A 21,540-nucleotide genomic window follows, 5' to 3' on the forward strand; every position below is an offset into this window, starting at 1 on the left:
TCACGCAAACCTTTTTGCCGCGCTTTCGCGCGAGGAACATGATCCATGGCACAGGAACGCTACAACGCGCCGGAGCGCGAGAAACATTGGCAGCGGATTTGGGAAGAGCAACAGACTTTTCTCACCTCCGCCGACCGCTCCAGGCCCAAATATTACGTGCTGGAGATGTTCCCCTATCCCTCCGGGCGCATCCATGTCGGCCACGTCCGCAACTATACGATGGGCGATGTCGTGGCGCGCTACAAGCGCGCGCGGGGCTTCAACGTGCTCCACCCATTTGGGTGGGATGCGTTCGGCCTCCCGGCGGAGAACGCCGCCATCCAGAAGAACGTCAATCCGCGTGAATGGACCTACGACAACATCGAGGCCATGCGCACGCAGTTGAAGCGCATCGGCCTGTCGCTCGACTGGACGCGCGAATTCGCCACCTGCGACCCGGACTATTACCATCAGCAGCAGCGCATCTTTCAGGCGTTCCACAAGAAGGGCCTCGTCTATCGCAAGAAGAGCAAGGTCAACTGGGATCCGGTGGATCACACAGTGCTCGCGAACGAGCAGGTGATCGACGGGCGCGGCTGGCGCTCTGGCGCGCTCGTCGAACAGAAAGAGCTGGCGCAGTGGTTCTTCAAGATCACCCACTATGCCGACGACCTCCTCGACGGCCTCGACACGCTCGACAAGTGGCCCGACAAGGTGCGCCTCATGCAGCGCAACTGGATCGGCAAGAGCCAGGGCCTGCTCATGCGCTTCAACCTGTCCGGCGAAAAGGTGCCCGCCGATTTCGGCAGCGTGCAGGTGTTCACCACGCGGCCCGACACGATCTTCGGCGCGAGTTTTATCGGCATTTCGCCCGAGCATCCGCTCGCGAAGGAACTCGCGAAGACGGACGCGAAGCTCGCCGAGTTCATTGAGGATTGTCGGCGTATCGGCACCGCGCAGGAGGACATCGACCGCGCGGAGAAGAAGGGCTACGACACCGGCATCGTGGCGGCGCATCCGTTCCGCTCGACGACCAAGTTGCCGGTCTATGTGGCGAACTTCATCCTGATGGATTACGGCACGGGCGCGATTTTCGGCTGCCCCGCGCACGACCAGCGCGACCTCGACTTCGCGCGGAAATATAAGCTCAAGGTGAAGGCCGTCGTCATTCCGGAAGGGACCGATCCGGCCGAGTTCAAGGTCGGCGACGAAGCCTACACCGGGCCGGGGCTGCTGCAAAATTCGTCCTTCCTCAACGGCCTGACCGTGGAGGCTGCCAAGGAAGAAGTTGCGGAGCGTCTCGCCAAGCGCAGCATGGGCGAGAAGAAGACGAGCTTCCGCCTTCGCGACTGGGGCGTGTCGCGTCAGCGCTACTGGGGCTGTCCGATCCCCGTCATCCATTGCGAAAAATGCGGCGTCGTGCCGGTACCGGACGAGGATCTGCCCGTGCGCCTGCCGGACGATGTGTCGTTCGACAAGCCCGGCAACCCGCTGGATCACCACCCCACGTGGAAGCACGTCACATGCCCCACTTGCGGCGGCAAGGCGACGCGTGAAACGGATACGTTCGACACCTTCGTCGATAGCTCATGGTACTTCGCGCGCTTCACTGCGCCACACGCCGCCGAGCCGGTGGAAAGCGCGGAGGCGGATTACTGGCTGCCGGTCGATCAGTATATCGGCGGCGTCGAGCACGCGATCCTGCATCTTCTCTATGCGCGGTTCTTTACGCGCGCGATGAGGGATTGCGGCTATCTCGGCCTTGCAGAGCCTTTCAACGCGCTGTTCACGCAGGGCATGGTGCTGCACGAAACCTATTTCGATGACAAGCAGAACTGGCTCGCCCCGGACGAGGTTACGATCGAAACCGAGAACGGCGTGCGCAAGGCGTTCCGCCTTGAAGGAGCGCGTGAGCCGGTCAGCATCGGCAGCATCGAAAAGATGTCGAAATCCAAGAAGAACACCATCGACCCCGATCTCTTCACGCAGCATTACGGCGCCGATGTTGCGCGCTGGTTCGTGCTGTCCGACAGCCCGCCGGAGCGCGATGTGGTGTGGACCGAGGAAGGCGTGCAGGGTGCGTGGCGCTTCACGCAGCGCGTCTGGCGGCTTCTGAACGAGGCGGAGCCGAGGCTTGCGCCTCTCGATGCAAAGGCGCCCGCCACGTTCTCCGCGCCCGCTCAAGCCTTGCGCCGCGCCGCGCACAAGGGCCTTGCCGCCGTCGCCGAGGAAATCGAGGGTCTGCGCTTCAACCGCGCCATCGCGGCGGTCTATGAGTTCGCGAATGCGCTGCAAGCCGCGCTTCAGGACAAGGCCACGGCGGGCGACGAAAGCTTCGGCTTCGCGCTGCGCGAGGCAAGCGTGTTCTTCATGCACATGATCAATCCGATCATGCCGCACCTCGCCGAAGAGGGCTATTCGCTGCTTGGCTACAACACGCTTCTCGCAAACGAACCTTGGCCGGAGGTTGAGCGAAGCTTGCTCGTTGACGATACCGTAACCATTGCCGTACAGGTGAACGGGAAGCGCCGTGACGAGATCGTGGTGCCGCGCAACGCGGATCGCGCGGATCTCGAAGCGGCAGCGCTTCGCCTCGAAAGCGTCACTCGGGCAGTGGACGGTAGGCCGATCAAAAAGGTGATCGTGGTTCCCGAAAGGATCGTCAATGTCGTGGCTTGAAATCTCGAAAAGCGGCAAGCGGCTTCGCAGGGGGGCAGGATTTGCCGTGATCGCGGGTTTCCTCGCTTTCGGTTCAGCCGGGTGCGGGTTTCATCCGATGTACGGGACGCCGACAGCGGGCGGACAGTCTCTTGTCGACACAATGAAGCGCGTCGATATCGCGACCATTCCGAGCCGCACGGGCCAGAAACTGCGCAATGAGCTTCTCTTCGGCACGACCGGAGGCGGCGGCACGCTACCGCCCGTCTACCGCCTCGACATCGCGCTGCGCGAAAGCTACCGCAACACGCTCGTCACGCAGGCGGGCAATCCGACGGGCCGTATCCTTCAGCTCGACGCAGAGTTCCGCCTCGTTCGCCTCGCGGATAATGAAACCGTGTTCAAGGGCGCAAGCACGTCCGAAGCGGCCTACGACCTTGCGGGTTCGACGGGCAACGCCGGCTCTGTCTACGGCGATACGCGCGCTGCGCTCGACGCGCAGAACCGCGCCGCCCGTTCACTCGCCGACACGCTGAAGACGCGCCTCGCCGCTTATCTCTCGCGCGACGCTTAGGCTTTTACCGCTATCGGTCGCAGCAAGCGGGTTGACGGGTGCGCCCTGCTCGCGGAAATTCGCGACTGAAGCTCGATTCTTCAGCATCGTGCCGTAAATCAGACGCCGCGCGCCGCTGCGAGTTTCGGTTGTCGATCAGCTTCTCTTTGCCGAATCGAGTTCGGTTCAACGCATGCTGATCTAACCGGGCCGAAAGTCTAGCCATGGTCGCGCCAGGCGCCGCATCGCTCGCCAATTTCCTCGCCGCCCCGCAGCCTGCGGTGCGCGGCTTCCTGTTCTATGGCTCGGACGCGCTCCAGATCGCGGCGCGCGCCGACGCCTTGAGCCACGTGCTTCTGAAAAAGCTTGGGCCGGACGCGGAACTCGTCCGCCTGCATGACACGGACCTTGCCGCCGATCCCGACCGCGTCATCGTGGAATTGACGACGCATTCGCTGTTCGGTGGAACGCGCATCGTCTGGCTGACCTCGCTGCCCGCGAAGGCGCAGGCAATCGTGCAGGATGCCGTCGCGCGACCCATCGACGGCGCGTTCCTCATCGCGCAAGCGCCGGACATGAAGAAGAGCCACAAGCTCGCGCAAAGCTTCGAGGCCGCGCCCTATCTCGCGGCAATCGCGTGCTACGGCGAGGATCACGACAGCGTCACAGCGGCGATCCGCCAGCAGGTCGTCGAGGCCGGATACGAGATCGATGGCGAAGCGGCGGCGCTCGTGGCTTCGCGCTGCGATTTTTCGGCGCTGCTTGCGCGCTCGGAAACCGGGAAGCTCATCACCTATGCGGGCGAGGACCGCCGCATCACCGCCGCGCAGGTTGAAGACTGCCTGAACGATCAGCAAACGGCGGGGCTGTCCGACATCGTGGATGCGGCGCTCGACGGGGACGGCCGCAAGGCGATCCAAGCATTCGAGCGCTATATGGCGGCGGAAGCGAATGTGTCGCCCGTCTTCGTCGTGCTCGCGTCGAGTCTGCTTCGCCTCTACGCGCTGCGGGCCGCCGTCGACGCGGGCGCGTCGCCGATGCAGGCGATCAAGGATCTGCGCCCGCCGGTATTTTACAAACAACAGGATGCGCTCGCGGGTCAGCTTCGCAAATGGACCATCCCGGCGCTGGCCGCGCGGCTGGACGACCTCAACGTCGCGCTGCGCGATACGCGCCTGAAACCCGCGCTCGCCGAAGATATCGCCGCGCGCTTTCTGCTCACCGTCGCGAAGGAAGCGCGCGCCGCAAGCCGCCGATAGCCCGAAGCGCCGCCGCGTCCGCAAGGAGCAAGCATGTCATCTCAATCGCCGATCTGGCACCCGTTCACGCAACACGCGCTTCAGCCCGTCATGACGAAGGTCGCGCGGAGCGAGGGCGCATCGCTCGAAACCGAGGATGGCCGATGCATCTATGACGGCATCGCGTCCTGGTGGGTGATCACGCACGGGCACAATTATCCGCCCATCGTGGATGCGATCCGCGCGCAGGCGGGGGTGCTGGATCAGCTCATTTTCGCGGGTTTCACGCACGAACCGGCGGAGGAGGTCGCGCGGGGGCTTGTCAAGATCGCGCCGGAGGGCCTCGAACACGTCTTCTTCTCGGATAGCGGCTCGACGGCCGTGGAAGTGGCGCTGAAGATGGCGCTGGGGTTCTTCGTCCATCGCGGCGAGAAGCGGACGCGCGTCGTTGCGCTGGAGCACGCCTATCACGGCGACACCATCGGCTGCATGTCGGTTGGCGCGCGCGGCGTGTTCAACGATCCTTACGGGCCGCTGCTGTTCGAGGTGGAGCGCATCCCCTATCCCGCACCGGGCTGCAAGCAGGAGGCGTTCGACGCTTTCGAAGCCGTGTGCCGCCGCGATCCGCCCGCCGCGATCATCGTGGAACCGCTGATTCTCGGCTCTGGCGGCATGCTCTTTTATACGCCGGACGCGCTGCGCGAGCTTCACCGCATTGCGCGAGCCCACGGCGTGCTGTTTATCGCGGACGAGGTGATGACCGGGTTTGGCCGCACCGGCACGCTTTTCGCCTGCGAGCAGGCGGGCATCGCGCCCGACATCATGTGTCTCGCGAAGGGGCTGACGGGCGGCGCGATTCCGCTCGCCGTGACGCTCGCCACGCGCGAAATTTTCGAGGCGCATTATTCGCCGGACCGCGCGCGCATGTTTTTCCATTCGAGTTCGTTCACGGCGAACCCCATCGCTTGCGCCGCCGCCGCCGCAAATTTGCGGGTCTGGCGCGAGGAGCCGGTGCGAGAGCGTATCGCGGGCCTCGTCGCGGCGCAGGCGGAGCGTGTCGCGCGGCTGGCGGGGCATCACGCTTTCAACGACGCGCGCAGCCTCGGCACCATCGCGGCGATGAACCTTCGCGTGAAGGATGCGGGATACCTCGCGGGCGTCGCGCCGAAGCTGATGGATTTTTTCCTGTCGCGCGGCCTGTTGCTGCGTCCGCTCGGCAACACGATCTACATCATGCCGCCCTATTGCACGACGCCTGCCGAACTCGATGCGGTTTATGCCGCCATCGAGGAAGCCGCCGCGCTGGTGTGAGGTGAAGACAGGCGAACGTTCTACCGCAGGTCGAGTTCGCCGAGCATTACCGCGAGACTTTCGCAGAAAGCCGGGACGAGACAGCGATCCGCCGCAATGTCGCTTGTTGTCCGATAGCCGGTGAGCGACGGCTGGCGGTGAATTCGCGTTTCGAGCTTGACCGCGTGGATCACCCAAAGCTCCGGGATGCCGAACATCGCATAGAGCGCCGCCTTGCGGCCGATGTCGTAAGCGTAGCTCGTATCCGCGATTTCCACCACCAGATGCGCCGTCTCAGCGCTCAGGCCCGCGATGCCGGTTTCCCTGTCGAAAAACACGAAGTCGGGTTCGAGATAGGTGTCGGACGCGAGCCGCAAGGTGGTTTCCGGCACGAAACGCAGATGATCGGGCGTTCTGCGCGCCCAATGCCAGTTCAACGCGGCCTTCACAACCTCGTGGTGGTTCCCCTTCGGGGTCATCGGCACGACATCTCCACCGATCAGCTCGATGCGCTCATCCTCGCCGAGGATGCCTGCGGCCGTCATCTTCTCCAGTTCGTCGAGCGTGAAGCGCCGCCTCAGCATCCCCTCGGCTGCCTGGGTCGTTCGATCCTGTGGCTCTTTCGGCAAAGCTCTTATCGTCATCAAATGATGATACCGCATTTGTCGATCATCGCCAATGGCGCTCCGATCCGCGTCGTCGCGAAGAGATACTGTAACTTCTTTCATACAGGTTTCGCTCCGGTTGGCGGGCCGTGTGTCCGACATCTGAACGCTTCTGGCTTGATTTATCGGGCGCGGTTGCGCATTACAAGCTTGATATCCGAATCCTGGAGATGGCGATGGAAGCGACTGACCAAGGGAAGGGTTGCGGAAAAAGCACGCATTTGCAGGGAATGTCCTCTCTGGTTGAAACCGGTAAAAAGCAAGACATCGCGGCGAGTTAGGGCGAGGAAAACTCTCGCGCGGGCTTGATTGTCAGAGCGGAAAGGATCGATGCGCCGCTATGGTGCAACTGTTCTACCCTTGAAGGATCGATTTTTCCCGCCGACTTGATAGCCCTCCAGGCCACGGCCTCAGGAACAAGATCACATCTCAATGAACATCGTTATCGTCGAAAGCGCCGCAAAGGCGAAAACTATCAACAAGTATCTGGGGGCCGATTACAAGGTCATCGCGTCGTATGGCCATGTGCGAGACCTGCCCGCGAAGGACGGCTCCGTCCTGCCGGACAACGACTTCGAAATGACGTGGGAGGTGGAGGCCGACTCCAACCGGATCGTCAACGAAATCGCCAAGGCCGTGAAGGGTGCGGATCGTCTCATTCTCGCAACCGACCCGGATCGCGAAGGCGAAGCCATTTCCTGGCACCTGCTGAAAATTCTGGAGCAGAAGCGCGCGCTGACCGGCGTCTCGGTGGAGCGCGTGGCGTTCAACGCGGTGACGAAAGACGCGATCCTCACCGCGATGAAAAACCCGCGCAAGATCGACGAGCCGCTGGTCGATGCCTATCTCGCCCGCCGCGCTCTCGATTATCTCGTCGGCTTCACGCTTTCGCCGGTGCTGTGGCGCAAGCTGCCGGGCGCTCGCTCGGCGGGCCGCGTGCAATCCGTGGCGCTGCGTCTCGTCGTCGACCGCGAGGCCGAAATCGAGGCATTCCGCACCCGCGAATACTGGACGGTCGAAGCGGCGCTGAAAAACGGTGGCGGCGATGCGTTCACGGCGCGGCTCGTGGCGCGGGCGGGCAAGAAGCTCGACAAGTTCGACATCCCCGACGAGACGACGGCGCACGCCTGTCGCGACGCGATCGTGGGCCAGCCTTTCCGCGTGGACAGCATTGAGGCAAAGGACCACAAGCGCAATCCCGCGCCGCCGTTCACCACCTCGTCGCTGCAACAGGAAGCATCGCGCAAGCTCGGCCTTTCGCCGCGCCAGACGATGCAGATTGCCCAGAAGCTTTATGAGGGCATCGACATCGGCGGCGAAACGGTCGGTCTCATTACCTATATGAGAACGGACGGCGTGCAGATCGTGGGCGAGGCTATCGCCGAGGCTCGCGGTCAGATCGAAAGCCAGTTCGGCGCGCGCTACGTGCCGAATGTGCCGCGCATCTACAAGACGAAGGCGAAGAACGCGCAGGAAGCGCACGAGGCCATCCGCCCGACCGACTTCCGTCGCCAGCCGGACAAGCTGCGCGGCCTCTCCGCCGAAGAGGCGCGGCTCTACAAGCTGATATGGCAGCGCGCCGTCGCAAGCCAGATGGCAAGCGCCGACATCGAGCGCACCACGGCTGAAATCTCCGTGCCCGGCAAGGACGGCGTGCCCTATGGTGTGCGCGCCACCGGCTCCGTCGTGAAGTTCGACGGCTTCATGCGGCTCTATGAGGAAGGCCGCGACGACACTGACGACGAAGACTCCGCCCGCCTTCCCGCGCTGAAGCAGGGCGAGATGCTGAAGGAGTCCGGCGTCACTGCCGCGCAGCATTTCACCGAACCGCCGCCGCGCTATTCCGAAGCGACGCTGATCCGCGAGATGGAGCGCCTCGGCATCGGCCGCCCGTCCACCTACGCGAGCACGATGGCCGTGCTCCGCGAGCGCGAATATGTGAAGCTCGAAAAGAAGCGGCTCGTCCCCGAGGACAAGGGGCGGCTCGTCACCACCTTCCTCGAAGCGTTCTTCAAGCGCTATGTGGAATACGACTTCACCGCCTATCTCGAAGACCGGCTCGACCAGATTTCCGACGGCAAGCTCGACTGGAAGGCGCTGCTGCGGGAGTTCTGGCAAGACTTCATCGGGGCCGTGACAGACATCAAGGATCTGCGCGTGGCGCAGGTGCTCGACGCGCTGAACGAACTGCTCGGCCCGCACATCTTCCCCGCGAAGGAAGACGGCGGCGACCCGCGTCTGTGCCCGCTCTGCAATCAGGGGCAATTGTCGTTGAAGGTCGGCAAGTTCGGCGCGTTCGTCGGCTGTTCAAACTACCCCGAATGCCGCTACACGCGCCAGCTCAAGACCGGCGAAAACGGCAATGGCGACGGCGCCGCGCCAACGGGCGACACCGTGCTCGGCAACGATCCCGAGACTGGGCTTGCCATATGCCTGAAGAATGGGCGCTTCGGCCCGTACATTCAGCTCGGCGAGGGCGGCGACGGCGAAAAGCCGAAGCGCGCGTCCATTCCGGGCGGCATGGGGCTCGCGGATGTGGACTTCGCCTATGCGCTGAAGCTGCTGGCGCTGCCGCGCGAAGTTGGCTCGCATCCGGAGACGCAGAAGACCATCATGGCGGGCTTCGGCCGTTATGGCCCCTATGTCGAACATGACGGGAAATATGTGAAGATCGACGCGGAGGAGGTGTTCACCATCGGCCTCAACCGCGCCGTGACGGTGATCGCGGAAGGCGGCTCCGGCGGCAAGGGCCGCGCGCCGAAAACCGAGCCGATCAAGGTTCTGGGCGAGCACCCCGAAAAAGGCGGCAAGATGGAAGTTCTCGCCGGGCGTTTCGGTCCCTATATAAAGTGGGGCAAGGTCAACGCGACGATCCCTAAGGGGACCGAGCCGCAGGCCGTGACCGTTGAAGAAGCGGTTCGGCTGCTCGCGGCGCGCATCGAAGCGGGCGACGGCAAGAAGGGGCGCGGCAAGCCGGCGAAAGCCGCCAAGGCGAAAGACGCGCCCGCGAAAGAGAAGAAGCCCGCGAAGGCCAAGACCGCCGAAGCGGGCGACGAGGCGGAAGCGCCGAAAAAGGCGAAGACCGCTGCACCGAAAAAGGCAGCCGCCAACGGCAAGGCTAAAAGCTCCACGAAGGAGAAATCGGCCAAGACCGAGGAAGCGGACAAGAAGCCGAAAGCATCGGCGAAGAAAACACTAAAAGCGGTGAGCGAGGCCAAATGAGTCCACCCCGCCAGAAAGACGCTATGAAACTGAAAGAGAAGCGCGCCGATGTGGCGCGCTCGAAGACGCCGACCAAAGACGATATTCTTAAATTCATTCGCTCCTCGACCGGCAATATTGGCCGCCGCGAAATTGCCAGAGCCTTCGACATCAAGGGCTCGGATCGCATCGAACTCAAACGCATCCTGAAGGAACTGGCGGCAGACGGCCTCATCGCGGACACGCGCCGCGTCGTTAAGAAAGAGGCGCTGGCGAATGTCGCCGTCATCGTGGTCAAGACGCAGGACCGCGAGGGCGATCTCATCTGCGCGCCGCTGAACTGGAACGAGGATGAAGACGGCGCGCCTCCGCGCATTCTCCTGACCATCACGCGTCGCTATGAAGGCGCGGCCATCGGTGTCGGCGATCAGGTTCTTGCACGGATCAGGCAAGCAGGCCGCGGCGCAGATGCAGACGACGAGGGCGCTGAAGCACCCGTGGACGCCGCTGGATTTGCTTATCTCGCGTCACCGATCAAGCGCCTGCCACGCGAGCGCGCGCGCCAGCTCGGGATTTTGCGCAAGTCCGGGCCCGGCTTCGTGGTCGAGTCCATCGACAAGAAAGACCTCAAGGAATGGCCCGTCGCCGATGGCGAAATGGATGGCGCGGAGGAGGGCGAACTCGTCCGCTTCGAGACGCTGCGCGATTCGCGCACCAATCGTCCATCCGCGCGCGTGACGGAGCGCATCGGCCATCCGAAGGCCGAGAAGGCCGTGAGCCTCATCGCGATCCACAATCACGGGCTGCGCGATGTGTTCGGCGAGGATGTGCTAGCCGAGCTTGAACGCCTGCCCGAAGCGACGATGTCGCACCGCGAAGATCTCACGCGCGTGCCGCTCATCACCATCGATCCCTCGGACGCAAAAGACCACGACGACGCGGTTTGGGCCGCGCCCGACACGGACCCCGCCAACGAAGGCGGCTGCGTCGTGATCGTCGCCATCGCCGATGTGTCTTTTTATATCCGCCCCGGCTCCGGGCTCGACGAGGAAGCGCTGCTTCGCGGCAATTCGGTCTATTTCCCAGACCGCGTCGTGCCGATGTTGCCGGAGAAACTCTCGAACGGGTTATGCTCGCTGCGCGAAAACGAGCTTAGGCCGTGCCTCGCTGTGCGCATTGTGTTCGACCGTGACGGCAAGAAGACAAGTCAACGCTTCTCGCGCGCCATGATGCGCTCGGCGGCGAAGCTGTCGTATCAGGAGGCGCAGGCGGCCATCGACGGGAGCCCGAACGCCAGGACCAAGCCACTGCTTGAGCCGATCCTCAAGCCGCTCTGGGCCGTCTACGAGGTGCTGAAGGAAGCGCGCAACCGCCGCGCGCCGCTCGACCTCGACCTGCCGGAGCGCAAGATCGTTCTCGATGAACGCGGGCTTGTATCGAAGGTCATCATTCCCGAACGGCTGGAAGCCCACCGGCTCATCGAGGAATTCATGATCCAGGCGAATGTCGCCGCCGCCGAGGCGCTGGAGGCCAAGAAGTCGCCCCTCATCTATCGCGTGCATGATGCGCCGTCATCGGAGAAGCTGGTGGCGCTCTCCGAGTTTCTCGCGAGCATCGGTGTCAACGCGGGCAAGACGAGCTTCAACCGCCCCGGCCAGTTCAATCGCGTGCTGACGAAGGCCATAGGCACCGAGCACGAGGAAATCCTCAACGAAGTGGTGCTGCGCTCGCAGGCTCAGGCGGAGTACCGCCCCGGCAATATCGGCCATTTCGGCCTGAATTTGCGCCGCTACGCGCATTTCACCTCGCCGATCCGCCGTTACGCCGACCTTGTGGTGCATCGGGCGCTGGTGAGCGCCTTCGGACTGGGCGAGGGCGGGTTGTCCGACGCCGAGAAGACGAAGCTCGACGCCATCGCGGAGATCATTTCGCAGTGCGAGCGCAAGGCCATGTCGGCCGAGCGCGAGACGGTAGACCGGCTCATCGCGATGCATCTCGCGGAGCGCGTCGGCGAGACGTTCAAGGCGCGCGTGTCCGGCGTGACGCGCTTCGGCCTGTTCGTGAAGCTGCTCGACACCGGCGCGGACGGCTTCGTGCCCATGGCGACGCTCGGTCGCGACTATTACAAGCACCTCGAAAACCTTCATGCCATCGTCGGGGAGCGCACGGGCGAGAGTTTCCGCCTTGGCGACCGCGTCGATGTGAAGCTTGTGGAGGCGAACCCGGCTGCGGGCGCACTCCGTTTCGAGATGGAGAGCGACGGAAAATTTTCGGCCGCGCTTGCGAAGGCGGGGCAGAAGCGCGGCGGAGGCAAACCGTCGCGGGCGGAGGGGCGGAAGCCCGCAAAGGGCACGAAGGGCCGTCGATAGCGCAACGTCTTGTCGCAACCGGCCGGTGCCTGGCGGATGACGCTCTTTTCCTTATCGGAAGAGCGCCTTCAGCCGGTGATGGAAACGGGTTGTTGCCGGCTCGTAGTTTTCAACTGAAATGATTTAAAATCGCCGCCGGGGTTGACAGCGGGACTCAAGGCGGGCACTTTCTGCGCTCGATTGGGGAGATGTTTCGGAACGTATCATGGCAAAACCAGTAACTCAGAAAATCAAATTGGTGAGCACGGCGGGTACCGGCTACTATTATGTGACCAAGAAGAACCCGCGCAATTTGACAGAGAAGCTTGCGCTCAGGAAATATGATCCCGTGGTCAAGCATCACGTGGAATTCAAGGAAGCGAAGATCAAATAGCGACGGCCGCGCCAGCCGCGGCTTCGCATACCCTGCTCGAATTTTTCATCAGACATGAAGAGATGATCAGCTCCGCAACTATCGGCAGCGGGGTAAGCCCGATTTTGATGCGGAGCTGATCTGAGCGCCATCGGATCAAGAGGGCGTGATCCAATGTGCTTATACCGAAACCGTCATGTTTGCGACGACAAGAGGCTTCGGTCGTATGCCCTACGGACCCAGGAGATGCGGCGGACCCGAGCACTCCGCAGGGTATCTGCATAAGTATGAGGAAACCCCCGATTTTGGCAAGTCAAGAATGACATTGTTTTGCCTCACTTATCGGATTTTGCGCTCATCCTCCTTAACGCTTTGTGAACGCGCCTTCGCTTTTTAAGGGTAACTCAAGCGTGTCTGCAAGCGCTTGTTTAACAACACATTTCCGTTCTATAGGAAATAATCCGCGAAAAGCACTGCATTTTTCGGCACAAACCGACGAAAACCGAGTTTTCCCCGTTATCCCCAGCCTTCTACGACAAATTCGTCGGAATGAATTGACGAATTGTTTCAAGGAAGCGGGCAACGGAAATCGGTTTCGACACATAGGCTTCGCAACCGCCCTCGCGGATGCGTTCCTCGTCGCCCTTCATGGCGAACGCGGTAACGGCCACGATCGGAATATGCCGCAAGCTATCGTCTTCCTTTAGCCATTTTGTGACATCGAGTCCCGAGACTTCCGGAAGCTGTATATCCATGACGATGAGGTCCGGCCGATGCTTGCGCGCCAGCGCTATCGCGTCGATCCCGTTTCTCGTTTGCAGCGTGTTGTAGCCATGCGCTTCGAGAAGATCGTGAAAGAGCTTCATGTTGAGCTCGTTGTCTTCGACGATCAGGATTGTTTTCCCCATGGCGCCCTTGCTCGATTTGGGCCGAAGGCCTTGCGGCAATGCCGGCGCCGGATGCCTAATCGGTCTTTGTCGTTTCAGATATGTGTTCGAGCGCATGGGCTTTATTTTCAAATACCTTCAGCCCGGGCATAGTCGCGCGAAAGAGTTAACAAAGTTTGATCGTCTTTCCGACGAATGGAATAATATAGGGTCTGGCTTGAGTGAAGCCGACGGAACGCACCGGCCCGCAAGTTTCGGGAGGGCTCCGCCGAGAGGCCGTCATTTCGGATCGCTGTCCCGCTCGATTTTTTCCCGGCGCGACGGTTTCGGCACCGCAAGAGCGCGTTTGTCGAGGTACTTTTCCATGGCGGTGACGAGGTCTTCGATCTTGTCTTCAAAAAAATGGTTCGCGCCGGGAATGATCTCGTGACTGACGACGATGCCCTTTTGGGTCTTGAGCTTGTCCACGAGTGTCTTCACGGCGGACGCGGGAACGACGCGGTCGCGGTCGCCGTTGATCATCAGTCCCGACGACGGGCAGGGCGCGAGGAAGCTGAAATCGTAAAGGTTCGCGGGGGGAGCGACCGAGATGAAGCCGTCGATTTCCGGCCGCCGCATGAGAAGCTGCATCGCGATCCAGGCCCCGAACGATACGCCCGCGATCCAGCAGGATTTCGCATCCGGGTTGGCAAGCTGGAGCCAGTCGAGCGCCGTCGCGGCGTCCGACAGTTCACCCGGCCCCTGGTCGAAAAGGCCCTGGCTGCGTCCCACGCCGCGAAAGTTGAAGCGGAGGACGGAAAATCCGCGCTGCACGAAGGTGTAATACAGGCTATAGACGATCTGGTTGTTCATCGTCCCGCCGAATTGCGGGTGGGGATGAAGGATGATCGCGATCGGCGCGCCGGGGGCGGCCTCGTGATGATAGCGTCCTTCAATCCGGCCTGCCGGGCCATTGATAATTACTTCGGGCATTTTCTTGAACCTCGTTATCGCGAATTCTGCGCTGACTGATGGTCAGCGCGGCACGGTCTGGCGCAGAGCTTGAACGTGGCTTATCTCGCGTTTCAGGCGCACTTGCGCGCAGCGAGATAACCGCCCAAATAGTTGACTCTGACGGTCGGAAATCCTATACACAAGTAGCAAGGGAATCTGGACCCGTTGTGACCTCGCCCGCGCGAGGTTTTCGGTGTCGTAACACGAAAGAGGCGTGAATTTCCACGACCTTCGCACTAACCGGGCGTAAAGAAAGCATAAATATGCTGCTCAGTACCAAAGGTCGCTACGCCGTGATGGCCATTGTCGAAGTTGCTCGGCAGAACGACGGGCGGCCGCTTGCCTTGAGCGATATTTCGCTGCGCCTCGATCTGTCGCTCGCCTATCTTGAACAGCTTTTCATGAAGATGCGGCGAAAGGGTATTGTGCAGTCGGTGCGTGGGCCGGGCGGCGGTTATGTCCTCGCGCGCGATGCGGACGCGATCTCAATCGGCGAAGTCATGGCCGCGGTGGACGAGCCGGTGCGCATGACGCGCTGCGAGCCCGAGGATAAATCGGGGTGTGTCGCCTCGAAGCGTTGTTCCACCCATCACCTCTGGCTTGCGCTCGGCGCGCATATTCAGAGCTTTCTCGCCGATGCCACCGTGGCCGACGTGCTCAACGGCCGCTTTTCGGGTGCGGAAATCGTGATATTTCCGGTCGACGAAGGGGCTCATCCTGTCGTCTCCAAAGCGGAGGCTTGATCGTGGCGCGCGCGTATCTGGACTATAACGCCACGACGCCGCTTCGACCTGAGGCACGCGAGGCGATGATCGAGGCGCTCGATGTCGTCGGCAACCCGTCGTCCATCCATGGCGAGGGGCGTGCGGCGCGTGCGGTCGTCGAGCGGGCGCGCGAAACGGTGGCGCGGGCGTTCGGCGCGAAGCCGTCCGCCGTGACGTTCACGTCCGGGGGGACGGAGACCGCGAACTGGCTGCTTCAGCCGCGCGATGGCGGCGCGCTCGTCGTTTCAGCTGTCGAGCATCCTTGCGTGCTCAAGGGCCATCGTTTCGCGGCGGACCGTGTGCGCCTCGTGCCGGTTTCGGGCGACGGGGTCGTCGAACTTGCCGCGCTCGAAGAAGCCGTTTCGCCCGGCGCGGTCGTCGCGGTTCAGGCCGCAAATAACGAGACTGGCGTTTTCCAGCCGGTGCGCGAAATCGCCTCGCTAGCCCGCGCTCATGGCGCGACGCTCGTTTGCGATGCGGTGCAGGCTATCGGCCGGATGCATTTGTCGGAATTAGAACAATCCGACGCCGTTTTTTTCTCCGCGCACAAATTCGGCGGCCCGAAAGGCGTCGGAGCCGCGATCTGGCGAGGCTGCTCGGAACCGCCTCCCGCTTTTGTGAAGGGCGGCGGGCAGGAGCGTCGCTTGCGTTCCGGCACTGAAAACGTTGCCTCTATTGCCGGATTGGCGGCTGCCCTCGACGCCGCGCTTCGCGATCAAGAGATGTTGATTGCCAAATGGGGGGCATTCCGGTCGAAGCTGGAACAACGCTTGCAAGCCATCGCTCCGGAAGCCGTCATCTTCGGCGAACGCGCGGTCCGGCTGGCGAACACGACATGTTTCGCCGTTCCGGGTAAGCGCGCCGATCTGATGCTGATGGCGCTCGATCTTGATGGCGTGGCGGTGAGTTCCGGTTCCGCCTGTTCATCGGGCAAGGTTGAGCGCTCGCATGTGCTCACCGCGATGGGCGCGGGTGAGGATCTGGCGGCGGGGGCGATCCGGGTATCGACGGGTTGGGCCACGCGAGACGAAGATATTGAGCGGTTTCTTGCCGCTCTGGACAAGATTTGCGGCGGGCGCGAAATGCGCACAGCCGCCTGAGATCAAGGGTCCGCCTCGGCGGGCCGCCTGAAGGGAGTGAGACATGGCCGAGCAGGACACGATCGAACGCGTCAGCGAAATCGATGTCGACAAATACAAGTACGGTTTCACCACCGACATCGAAAGCGTGCGCGCGCCGAAAGGTCTCAGCGAGGACACCGTTCGCTTCATCTCGGCCAAGAAGGGCGAGCCGGAATGGCTGCTCGAATGGCGGCTCGAAGCCTATCGCCGCTGGCGCACGATGGAAGAGCCCACATGGGCGCGCGTGCACTACCAGAAGATCGACTACGACGATTTGTATTATTATTCCGCGCCGAAATCCGCCGAGAAGCCTAAGAGCCTCGCCGATGTGGACCCGGAGTTGCTTCGCACCTATGAGAAGCTCGGCATTCCGTTGAGGGAACAGGCCGTGCTCGCGGGAGTCGAGGGCGCGCAGGTCACAGCCCCCCGCGTGGCCGTCGACGCCGTGTTCGACAGCGTGTCCGTGGTGACGACCTTCAAGGAAGAGCTTGGCAGGGCGGGCGTGATCTTCTGCCCGATCTCGGAAGCCGTGCGCGACCATCCCGAACTCGTGCGCAAATATCTCGGCAGCGTCGTGCCGACATCGGACAATTATTTCGCCACGCTGAACTCGGCTGTCTATTCGGACGGCTCGTTCGTCTACGTGCCCGAAGGCGTGCGCTGCCCGATGGAACTTTCCACCTACTTCCGCATCAACGAGCAGAACACCGGCCAGTTCGAGCGCACGCTCATCATCGCCGACAAGGGCTCCTATGTGAGCTACCTCGAAGGCTGCACCGCGCCGATGCGCGACGAGAACCAGCTTCACGCCGCCGTTGTGGAACTGATCGCGCTCGACGATGCGGAGATCAAATATTCGACGGTGCAGAACTGGTATCCCGGCGACAAGGAAGGCAAGGGCGGCATCTACAATTTTGTGACGAAGCGCGGCGATTGCCGTGGCCGCAACTCCAAGATTTCGTGGACGCAGGTCGAGACCGGCTCCGCGATCACCTGGAAATATCCGTCATGCATCCTGCGCGGCGACGGCAGCCGGGGCGAATTCTATTCCATCGCCATTTCGAACGGACGCCAGCAGGTCGACAGCGGCACGAAGATGATCCACCTCGGCAAGAACACGTCGAGCCGCATCATCTCGAAGGGCATCGCGGCGGGCCGCTCGGACAATACCTATCGCGGACTTGTGTCAGCGCATCGCCGCGCAACGAACGCGCGCAACTTCACGCAGTGCGACAGCCTGCTGATCGGCGACCAGTGCGGCGCGCATACAGTGCCTTATATCGAGGCGAAAAACGCCTCCGCGCAGTTCGAACACGAGGCGACGACGTCGAAAATCTCTGACGACCAGCTCTTCTACTGCCTCCAGCGCGGCCTTTCGCAGGAAGAGGCCGTGGCGCTGATCGTGAACGGCTTCGTGCGCGACGTGCTTCAGCAGCTTCCGATGGAGTTTCTCGCCGAAACGCAGAAGCTGATCTCGATCAGCCTCGAAGGCAGCGTGGGGTAACGGCTTCAAGGCGGCGCAGGCCGGGACAACGGGGGATCGTATGGCGCTGGTACTGGCCGCATTGCTCGGGGCGTTCCTCTGCCTCATCGGCGCGGCGATGATCTGGGCGCCGGGCAACGCGGTACAGGCGTTCGGCATCGACCCGTCTCACATGGCGGCAGACAACGCGCTCATGCCTGCACTGGGGGTTCGCGACATCGCGTTGGGCCTGATAGTGTTCGGGCTGGCGGTGGCGCGGCAGTCGCGGGCGACGGGAGCTGTGTTGTTGGCTCTTTCGCTGGTGCCTGTGGGCGATTTCCTGATCGCGGCAAAGTCGCTCGGCGCGACGGCGGCGGTCCGGCACCTGATCGCGCTGCCTTTTACGCTTGGTCTCGGACTGATTCTGCTTAGGAGGTCGACATGAAGAAATACGGATGGGTTCTGGCAATCGTGGCGTTGGTCGTCGTGGTGGCCTTGGTCAACACCCTTCTGGCGGGTTCCCCGCAGGTGATCGTTTACGCTGCCTTCATCGCGCTGGGCGTTCTGGCGATCGTTTATGACTGGAAGAAGACCAAGGAAAAGCGCCGCGAGGCGGGTCTGGACTGATACCGGAGACAGGAAAAAACGCATGCTTGAAATCAGAGATCTTCGCGCGGAAGTCGACGGCAAGGAAATCCTGAGGGGCTTCAACCTCACAGTGCCGAAGGGCGAGGTTCACGCCATCATGGGGCCGAATGGCTCGGGCAAATCGACGCTCTCCTACGTGCTGTCCGGCAAGGAAGACTACGAGGTCACGGGCGGTTCGGCGACCTGGAACGGCCAGGATCTGCTCGCCATGTCGCCGGAGGAACGCGCACAGGCGGGCGTGTTCCTCGCGTTCCAGTATCCGATGGAGATCCCCGGCGTCGCGTCGCTCACCTTCCTCCGCGCGGCGATGAACGCCCACCGCAAGGCGCGCGGCGAGGCCGAAATCTCGATCCCCGATTTCATGCGCGCGGTGAAGACCGAGGCGGAAAAACTCAGCATCTCCATGGAGATGCTGAAGCGGCCGCTCAATGTCGGGTTTTCCGGCGGCGAGAAGAAGCGCAACGAAGTGCTGCAAATGGCGCTCCTGAAGCCGACGCTCTGTCTCCTCGACGAGATGGACTCCGGCCTCGACATCGACGCAATCCGCATCGCGGCCGAGGGCGTCAACCGGCTGCGCTCCCCCGATACCGCGGTCGTCGTCATCACGCATTATCAGCGGCTTTTGAATTACATCGTGCCGGACGTTGTGCATGTGATGGCGCGCGGGCAGGTGTTGCGCTCGGGCGGCAAGGAACTCGCGCTTGAGCTGGAAGAGTCGGGCTATGCGTCTTACGACGCCGAAGCGGCTTAAGGAGCGGCCATGACAATTCATCAAGCGATAACAGCCGCGGCCACGCCGTCAGAGCAGCGCTTCCTCGATCTGTACGCGAGCGTTTGCGGGCGGCTTCCGGGCGCGGACGTTCCGGCGGTGAGGGCGTGGCGCGAGGAAGCGCTCGACGCTTTCGCCGCGATGGGCGTGCCGCATCGCCGTGTCGAGGCGTGGAAATACACCGACCTTCGCGCGCTCATGACGACGGTGCATCCGCTTGGCGGAATCGACGGCTCGGAGCAGGTTGAAGTGATTGCGTCCATCGGGCGCGCGCTTGCGAACATCGATTCCTATCGCGCGGTGTTCGCGGGCGGCAAGTTTCGCGCCGACCTTTCAACTATTCAGGGCGCGCCGGGCATCTCATTCGCGCCGCTTTGCAGCAAGCTGAAGTCGGAGGCCGACGCCGGAGCCACCCTCGCGGCGCTTCCGTTGCCGGAACGCGACATCATCGCGGCACTGTCGACGGCGTTCGCAACATCGGGCGCGCTTATTTCCATCGCGCCGGGCCAAAAACTCGACAGGCCGATCCATATCATCGTCATCGCTTCGGGCGAAGCAAACGCCTATGCGCTGCGCCACGCGGTCACGCTCGGCGATGGCGCGGAGGCGACCATCATCGAGACGCATGTCGGAGCGGGCGCTGCGCAGGCGTGGTCCTACACGGCACTCGACATCGGCAAAGGCGCCACGCTCAAGCATGCCCGGCTCACGCAGAGCGACGCCGCGCTGCATCTCGCCTCGTCCACCGTCACGCTCGGCGAAGGCGCGATTTACGAGCCGACGCATGCCGCCATCGGCGGCGCGCTGACGCGGTCTGAAGGCACGATCCGGTTCAACGGGCCGAACGCGCGCACAACCTACAACGCCGCGATTCTGGCGCGCGGCCACAGCCACGTGGATTTCACGCTCGTTGTCGACCACGCGGCGCCGCATTGCGAAAGCCGCGAACTCGTCAAGGTCGTGCTCGACGACCGCGCAAAGGGCGTCTTCCAGGGCAAGGTCGCCGTGCAGCGCGGCGCGCAGAAAACCGACGGCAAGCAGATGGCGAACGCGCTTCTTCTGTCGAACGACGCCGAGTTCGACTCGAAGCCCGAGCTTGAGATTTTCGCCGACGATGTCGTTTGCGGTCACGGCGCGACGGCGGGCCAGCTCGACGAGGATCTGATGTTCTATCTCAAGTCGCGCGGTATCCCCGAAGCGCAGGCGCGGGCGCTCCTGATCGCGGCCTTTGTCGGCGCGGCGCTCGACACCGTCGATAACGAAGGCTTGCACGCGGCGCTGGATGAAAAGGTTGCGGCATGGCTCGCGGCGAAGTAGAGCCACCCCGGGAGAACAAGTCATGACCCTGATTGAGAAAGACATCGCGGCGGCTTCCTACGATGTGGAAGCGATCCGCAAGGACTTCCCGGCGATGTCGCTCGAAGTCTACGGCAAGCCGCTCGTCTATCTCGACAACGCGGCGAGCGCACAGAAGCCGAAAGCCGTGCTCGACGCGATCGTGAAATCCTACTCCGAAGAATATGCGAACGTTCATCGCGGGCTGCACTACCTCGCAAACGCGGCGACGGCGGCTTACGAGGGCGGCCGCGAGCGCGTGGCCAGGTTCCTCAACGCGCCAAGCCCCGAGCAGATCGTCTTCACCAAGAACGCGAGCGAGGCAATCAACCTTGTCGCCTCGTCCTTCGGCGGGCTGCACCTGAAAGAGGGCGACGAAGTGCTGCTCTCGATCATGGAGCATCACTCGAACATCGTGCCGTGGCATTTCCATCGCGAGCGGCGCGGCGTGGTTCTCAACTGGGTGCCGGTAACGGACGAAGGCGAGTTCCGTCTTGAGGATTTCGAAGCCGCCCTGACGCCGAAAACGAAGATCGTCGCCATCACGCATATGTCGAACGTGCTTGGCACGACGACCCCGATCAAGGAGATCTGCCGCATCGCGCATGCGCATGGCGCTTACGTGCTGATCGACGGCAGCCAGGGCGCGGTGCATTGCGACGTGGACGTGCAGGACATCGACTGCGATTTCTACGTGATAACCGGGCACAAGCTTTACGGCCCGACCGGAATTGGCGCGCTCTATGCGAAGCGCGAGCATCTCGAAGCGATGCCGCCTTTCCTTGGCGGCGGCGAGATGATCGAGACCGTGACGCGGGACGCGGTCAAATACAACGATCCGCCCTATCGCTTCGAGGCCGGCACGCCGATGATCGCGCAGGCGGCGGGGCTGACGGCGGCGCTCGACTATATCGACAGCATCGGCAAGGCGAAGATTCGCGCGCACGAACTCGACCTGTTGCGCTACGCCGAGGAACGGCTGAAGCCGATCAACTCGCTGCGCTTCATCGGCAATTCGCGCGATAAGGGGGCGATTCTCTCCTTCGCGATGGAGGGCGCTCACAGCCACGACGTGGCAACGATTCTCGACCGTTCGGGCATCGCGGTGCGCGCGGGAAGCCACTGCGCCGAGCCGCTTCTCACGCGCTTCGGGCTGACATCCACATGCCGGGCATCCTTCGCCCTTTACAACACGCGCGCGGAAGTGGACGCGCTCGCCGAAGGGCTACAGAAAGCGGAGCGGTTTTTCAGATGAG

At 62.6% G+C, this 21,540-nt stretch carries 18 protein-coding genes; 15 read left to right on the forward strand and 3 right to left on the reverse strand.

The genetic code is table 11. From position 1 onward, the window contains the following. Positions 1-45: 45 nt before the first annotated feature. The 4 genes from leuS (at position 46) to KKP04_RS04170 (ending at position 5,739) form a co-directional block, all read left to right on the forward strand. The gene (gene leuS, locus KKP04_RS04155; protein WP_215027242.1) at positions 46-2,658 is read left to right on the forward strand and encodes a leucine--tRNA ligase; all 2,613 of its coding nucleotides are present in this window, start codon (positions 46-48) and stop codon (positions 2,656-2,658) included. After that, the gene (locus KKP04_RS04160; RefSeq protein WP_215027245.1) at positions 2,645-3,211 is read left to right on the forward strand and encodes a hypothetical protein; all 567 of its coding nucleotides are present in this window, start codon (positions 2,645-2,647) and stop codon (positions 3,209-3,211) included. Before leuS ends, KKP04_RS04160 begins: the two co-directional genes overlap by 14 nt. A gap of 203 nt (positions 3,212-3,414) precedes the next feature. Beyond that, entirely contained in the window at positions 3,415-4,449 is a 1,035-nt protein-coding gene (gene holA / locus KKP04_RS04165) for a DNA polymerase III subunit delta (RefSeq protein ID WP_215027249.1), read from the forward strand. A gap of 33 nt (positions 4,450-4,482) precedes the next feature. Next, positions 4,483-5,739: an adenosylmethionine--8-amino-7-oxononanoate transaminase gene (locus KKP04_RS04170; RefSeq protein WP_215027253.1), complete on the forward strand. Its 1,257-nt coding sequence runs from the start codon at positions 4,483-4,485 to the stop codon at positions 5,737-5,739. A 20-nt stretch (positions 5,740-5,759) separates the two neighbouring features. Here KKP04_RS04170 and KKP04_RS04175 read toward each other — a convergent pair whose 3' ends face one another. Next, on the reverse strand, positions 5,760-6,347 hold the full coding sequence (locus KKP04_RS04175) for a Uma2 family endonuclease (RefSeq protein WP_215027256.1): 588 nt from the start codon (positions 6,345-6,347) through the stop codon (positions 5,760-5,762). 468 nt (positions 6,348-6,815) lie between these two features. Between KKP04_RS04175 and topA the strand changes: the two genes are divergently transcribed. From topA to rpmG, 3 genes are all read left to right on the forward strand, one after another. After that, entirely contained in the window at positions 6,816-9,605 is a 2,790-nt protein-coding gene (topA, locus tag KKP04_RS04180; RefSeq protein ID WP_215027258.1) for a type I DNA topoisomerase, read from the forward strand. 23 nt (positions 9,606-9,628) lie between these two features. After that, complete coding sequence (rnr, locus tag KKP04_RS04185; protein ID WP_251133897.1) at positions 9,629-11,953, forward strand: ribonuclease R; 2,325 nt, start codon at positions 9,629-9,631, stop codon at positions 11,951-11,953. 205 nt (positions 11,954-12,158) lie between these two features. Beyond that, positions 12,159-12,326: a 50S ribosomal protein L33 gene (gene rpmG / locus KKP04_RS04190; RefSeq protein ID WP_215027268.1), complete on the forward strand. Its 168-nt coding sequence runs from the start codon at positions 12,159-12,161 to the stop codon at positions 12,324-12,326. Between the two features lie 509 nt (positions 12,327-12,835). Here the strand turns inward: rpmG and KKP04_RS04195 are convergent. Together KKP04_RS04195 and KKP04_RS04200 are read right to left on the reverse strand one after the other, a co-directional pair. Continuing rightward, positions 12,836-13,213 carry a response regulator gene (locus tag KKP04_RS04195; protein ID WP_215027270.1) on the reverse strand — a complete coding sequence of 126 codons (378 nt, stop codon included), beginning with the start codon at positions 13,211-13,213 and terminating at the stop codon, positions 12,836-12,838. A 258-nt stretch (positions 13,214-13,471) separates the two neighbouring features. Beyond that, a complete protein-coding gene (locus tag KKP04_RS04200; RefSeq protein WP_215027272.1) occupies positions 13,472-14,164 on the reverse strand; it encodes an alpha/beta hydrolase in 693 nt (230 codons plus the stop codon). Between the two features lie 284 nt (positions 14,165-14,448). Here KKP04_RS04200 and KKP04_RS04205 point away from each other — a divergent pair, with 284 nt between their 5' ends. The 8 genes from KKP04_RS04205 to KKP04_RS04240 are packed head-to-tail and all read left to right on the forward strand — an operon-like array spanning position 14,449 to position 21,539. After that, positions 14,449-14,928, forward strand: coding sequence for an Rrf2 family transcriptional regulator (locus KKP04_RS04205; RefSeq protein ID WP_215027274.1), 480 nt, complete (start codon positions 14,449-14,451; stop codon positions 14,926-14,928). Then, a complete protein-coding gene (locus KKP04_RS04210) occupies positions 14,925-16,049 on the forward strand; it encodes a cysteine desulfurase family protein (protein ID WP_215027276.1) in 1,125 nt (374 codons plus the stop codon). Before KKP04_RS04205 ends, KKP04_RS04210 begins: the two co-directional genes overlap by 4 nt. Before the next feature lie 43 nt (positions 16,050-16,092). After that, positions 16,093-17,574 carry a Fe-S cluster assembly protein SufB gene (gene sufB, locus KKP04_RS04215; RefSeq protein ID WP_215027278.1) on the forward strand — a complete coding sequence of 494 codons (1,482 nt, stop codon included), beginning with the start codon at positions 16,093-16,095 and terminating at the stop codon, positions 17,572-17,574. Positions 17,575-17,614: 40 nt separating this feature from the next. After that, positions 17,615-17,977: a DUF4267 domain-containing protein gene (locus tag KKP04_RS04220; protein WP_215027280.1), complete on the forward strand. Its 363-nt coding sequence runs from the start codon at positions 17,615-17,617 to the stop codon at positions 17,975-17,977. Beyond that, the gene (locus tag KKP04_RS04225; protein WP_215027282.1) at positions 17,974-18,159 is read left to right on the forward strand and encodes a hypothetical protein; all 186 of its coding nucleotides are present in this window, start codon (positions 17,974-17,976) and stop codon (positions 18,157-18,159) included. Before KKP04_RS04220 ends, KKP04_RS04225 begins: the two co-directional genes overlap by 4 nt. A gap of 22 nt (positions 18,160-18,181) precedes the next feature. Next, the gene (gene sufC, locus KKP04_RS04230; protein ID WP_215027284.1) at positions 18,182-18,931 is read left to right on the forward strand and encodes a Fe-S cluster assembly ATPase SufC; all 750 of its coding nucleotides are present in this window, start codon (positions 18,182-18,184) and stop codon (positions 18,929-18,931) included. 9 nt (positions 18,932-18,940) lie between these two features. Next, positions 18,941-20,266 (forward strand): Fe-S cluster assembly protein SufD, encoded by a 1,326-nt coding sequence (sufD, locus tag KKP04_RS04235; RefSeq protein ID WP_215027287.1) that lies wholly within the window; start codon positions 18,941-18,943, stop codon positions 20,264-20,266. 22 nt (positions 20,267-20,288) lie between these two features. After that, the gene (locus KKP04_RS04240; RefSeq protein ID WP_215027289.1) at positions 20,289-21,539 is read left to right on the forward strand and encodes an aminotransferase class V-fold PLP-dependent enzyme; all 1,251 of its coding nucleotides are present in this window, start codon (positions 20,289-20,291) and stop codon (positions 21,537-21,539) included. Position 21,540 lies beyond the last annotated feature (1 nt).

Source organism: Rhodomicrobium sp. Az07 (genome assembly GCF_018619475.1).
Taxonomy (GTDB): domain Bacteria; phylum Pseudomonadota; class Alphaproteobacteria; order Rhizobiales; family Rhodomicrobiaceae; genus Rhodomicrobium.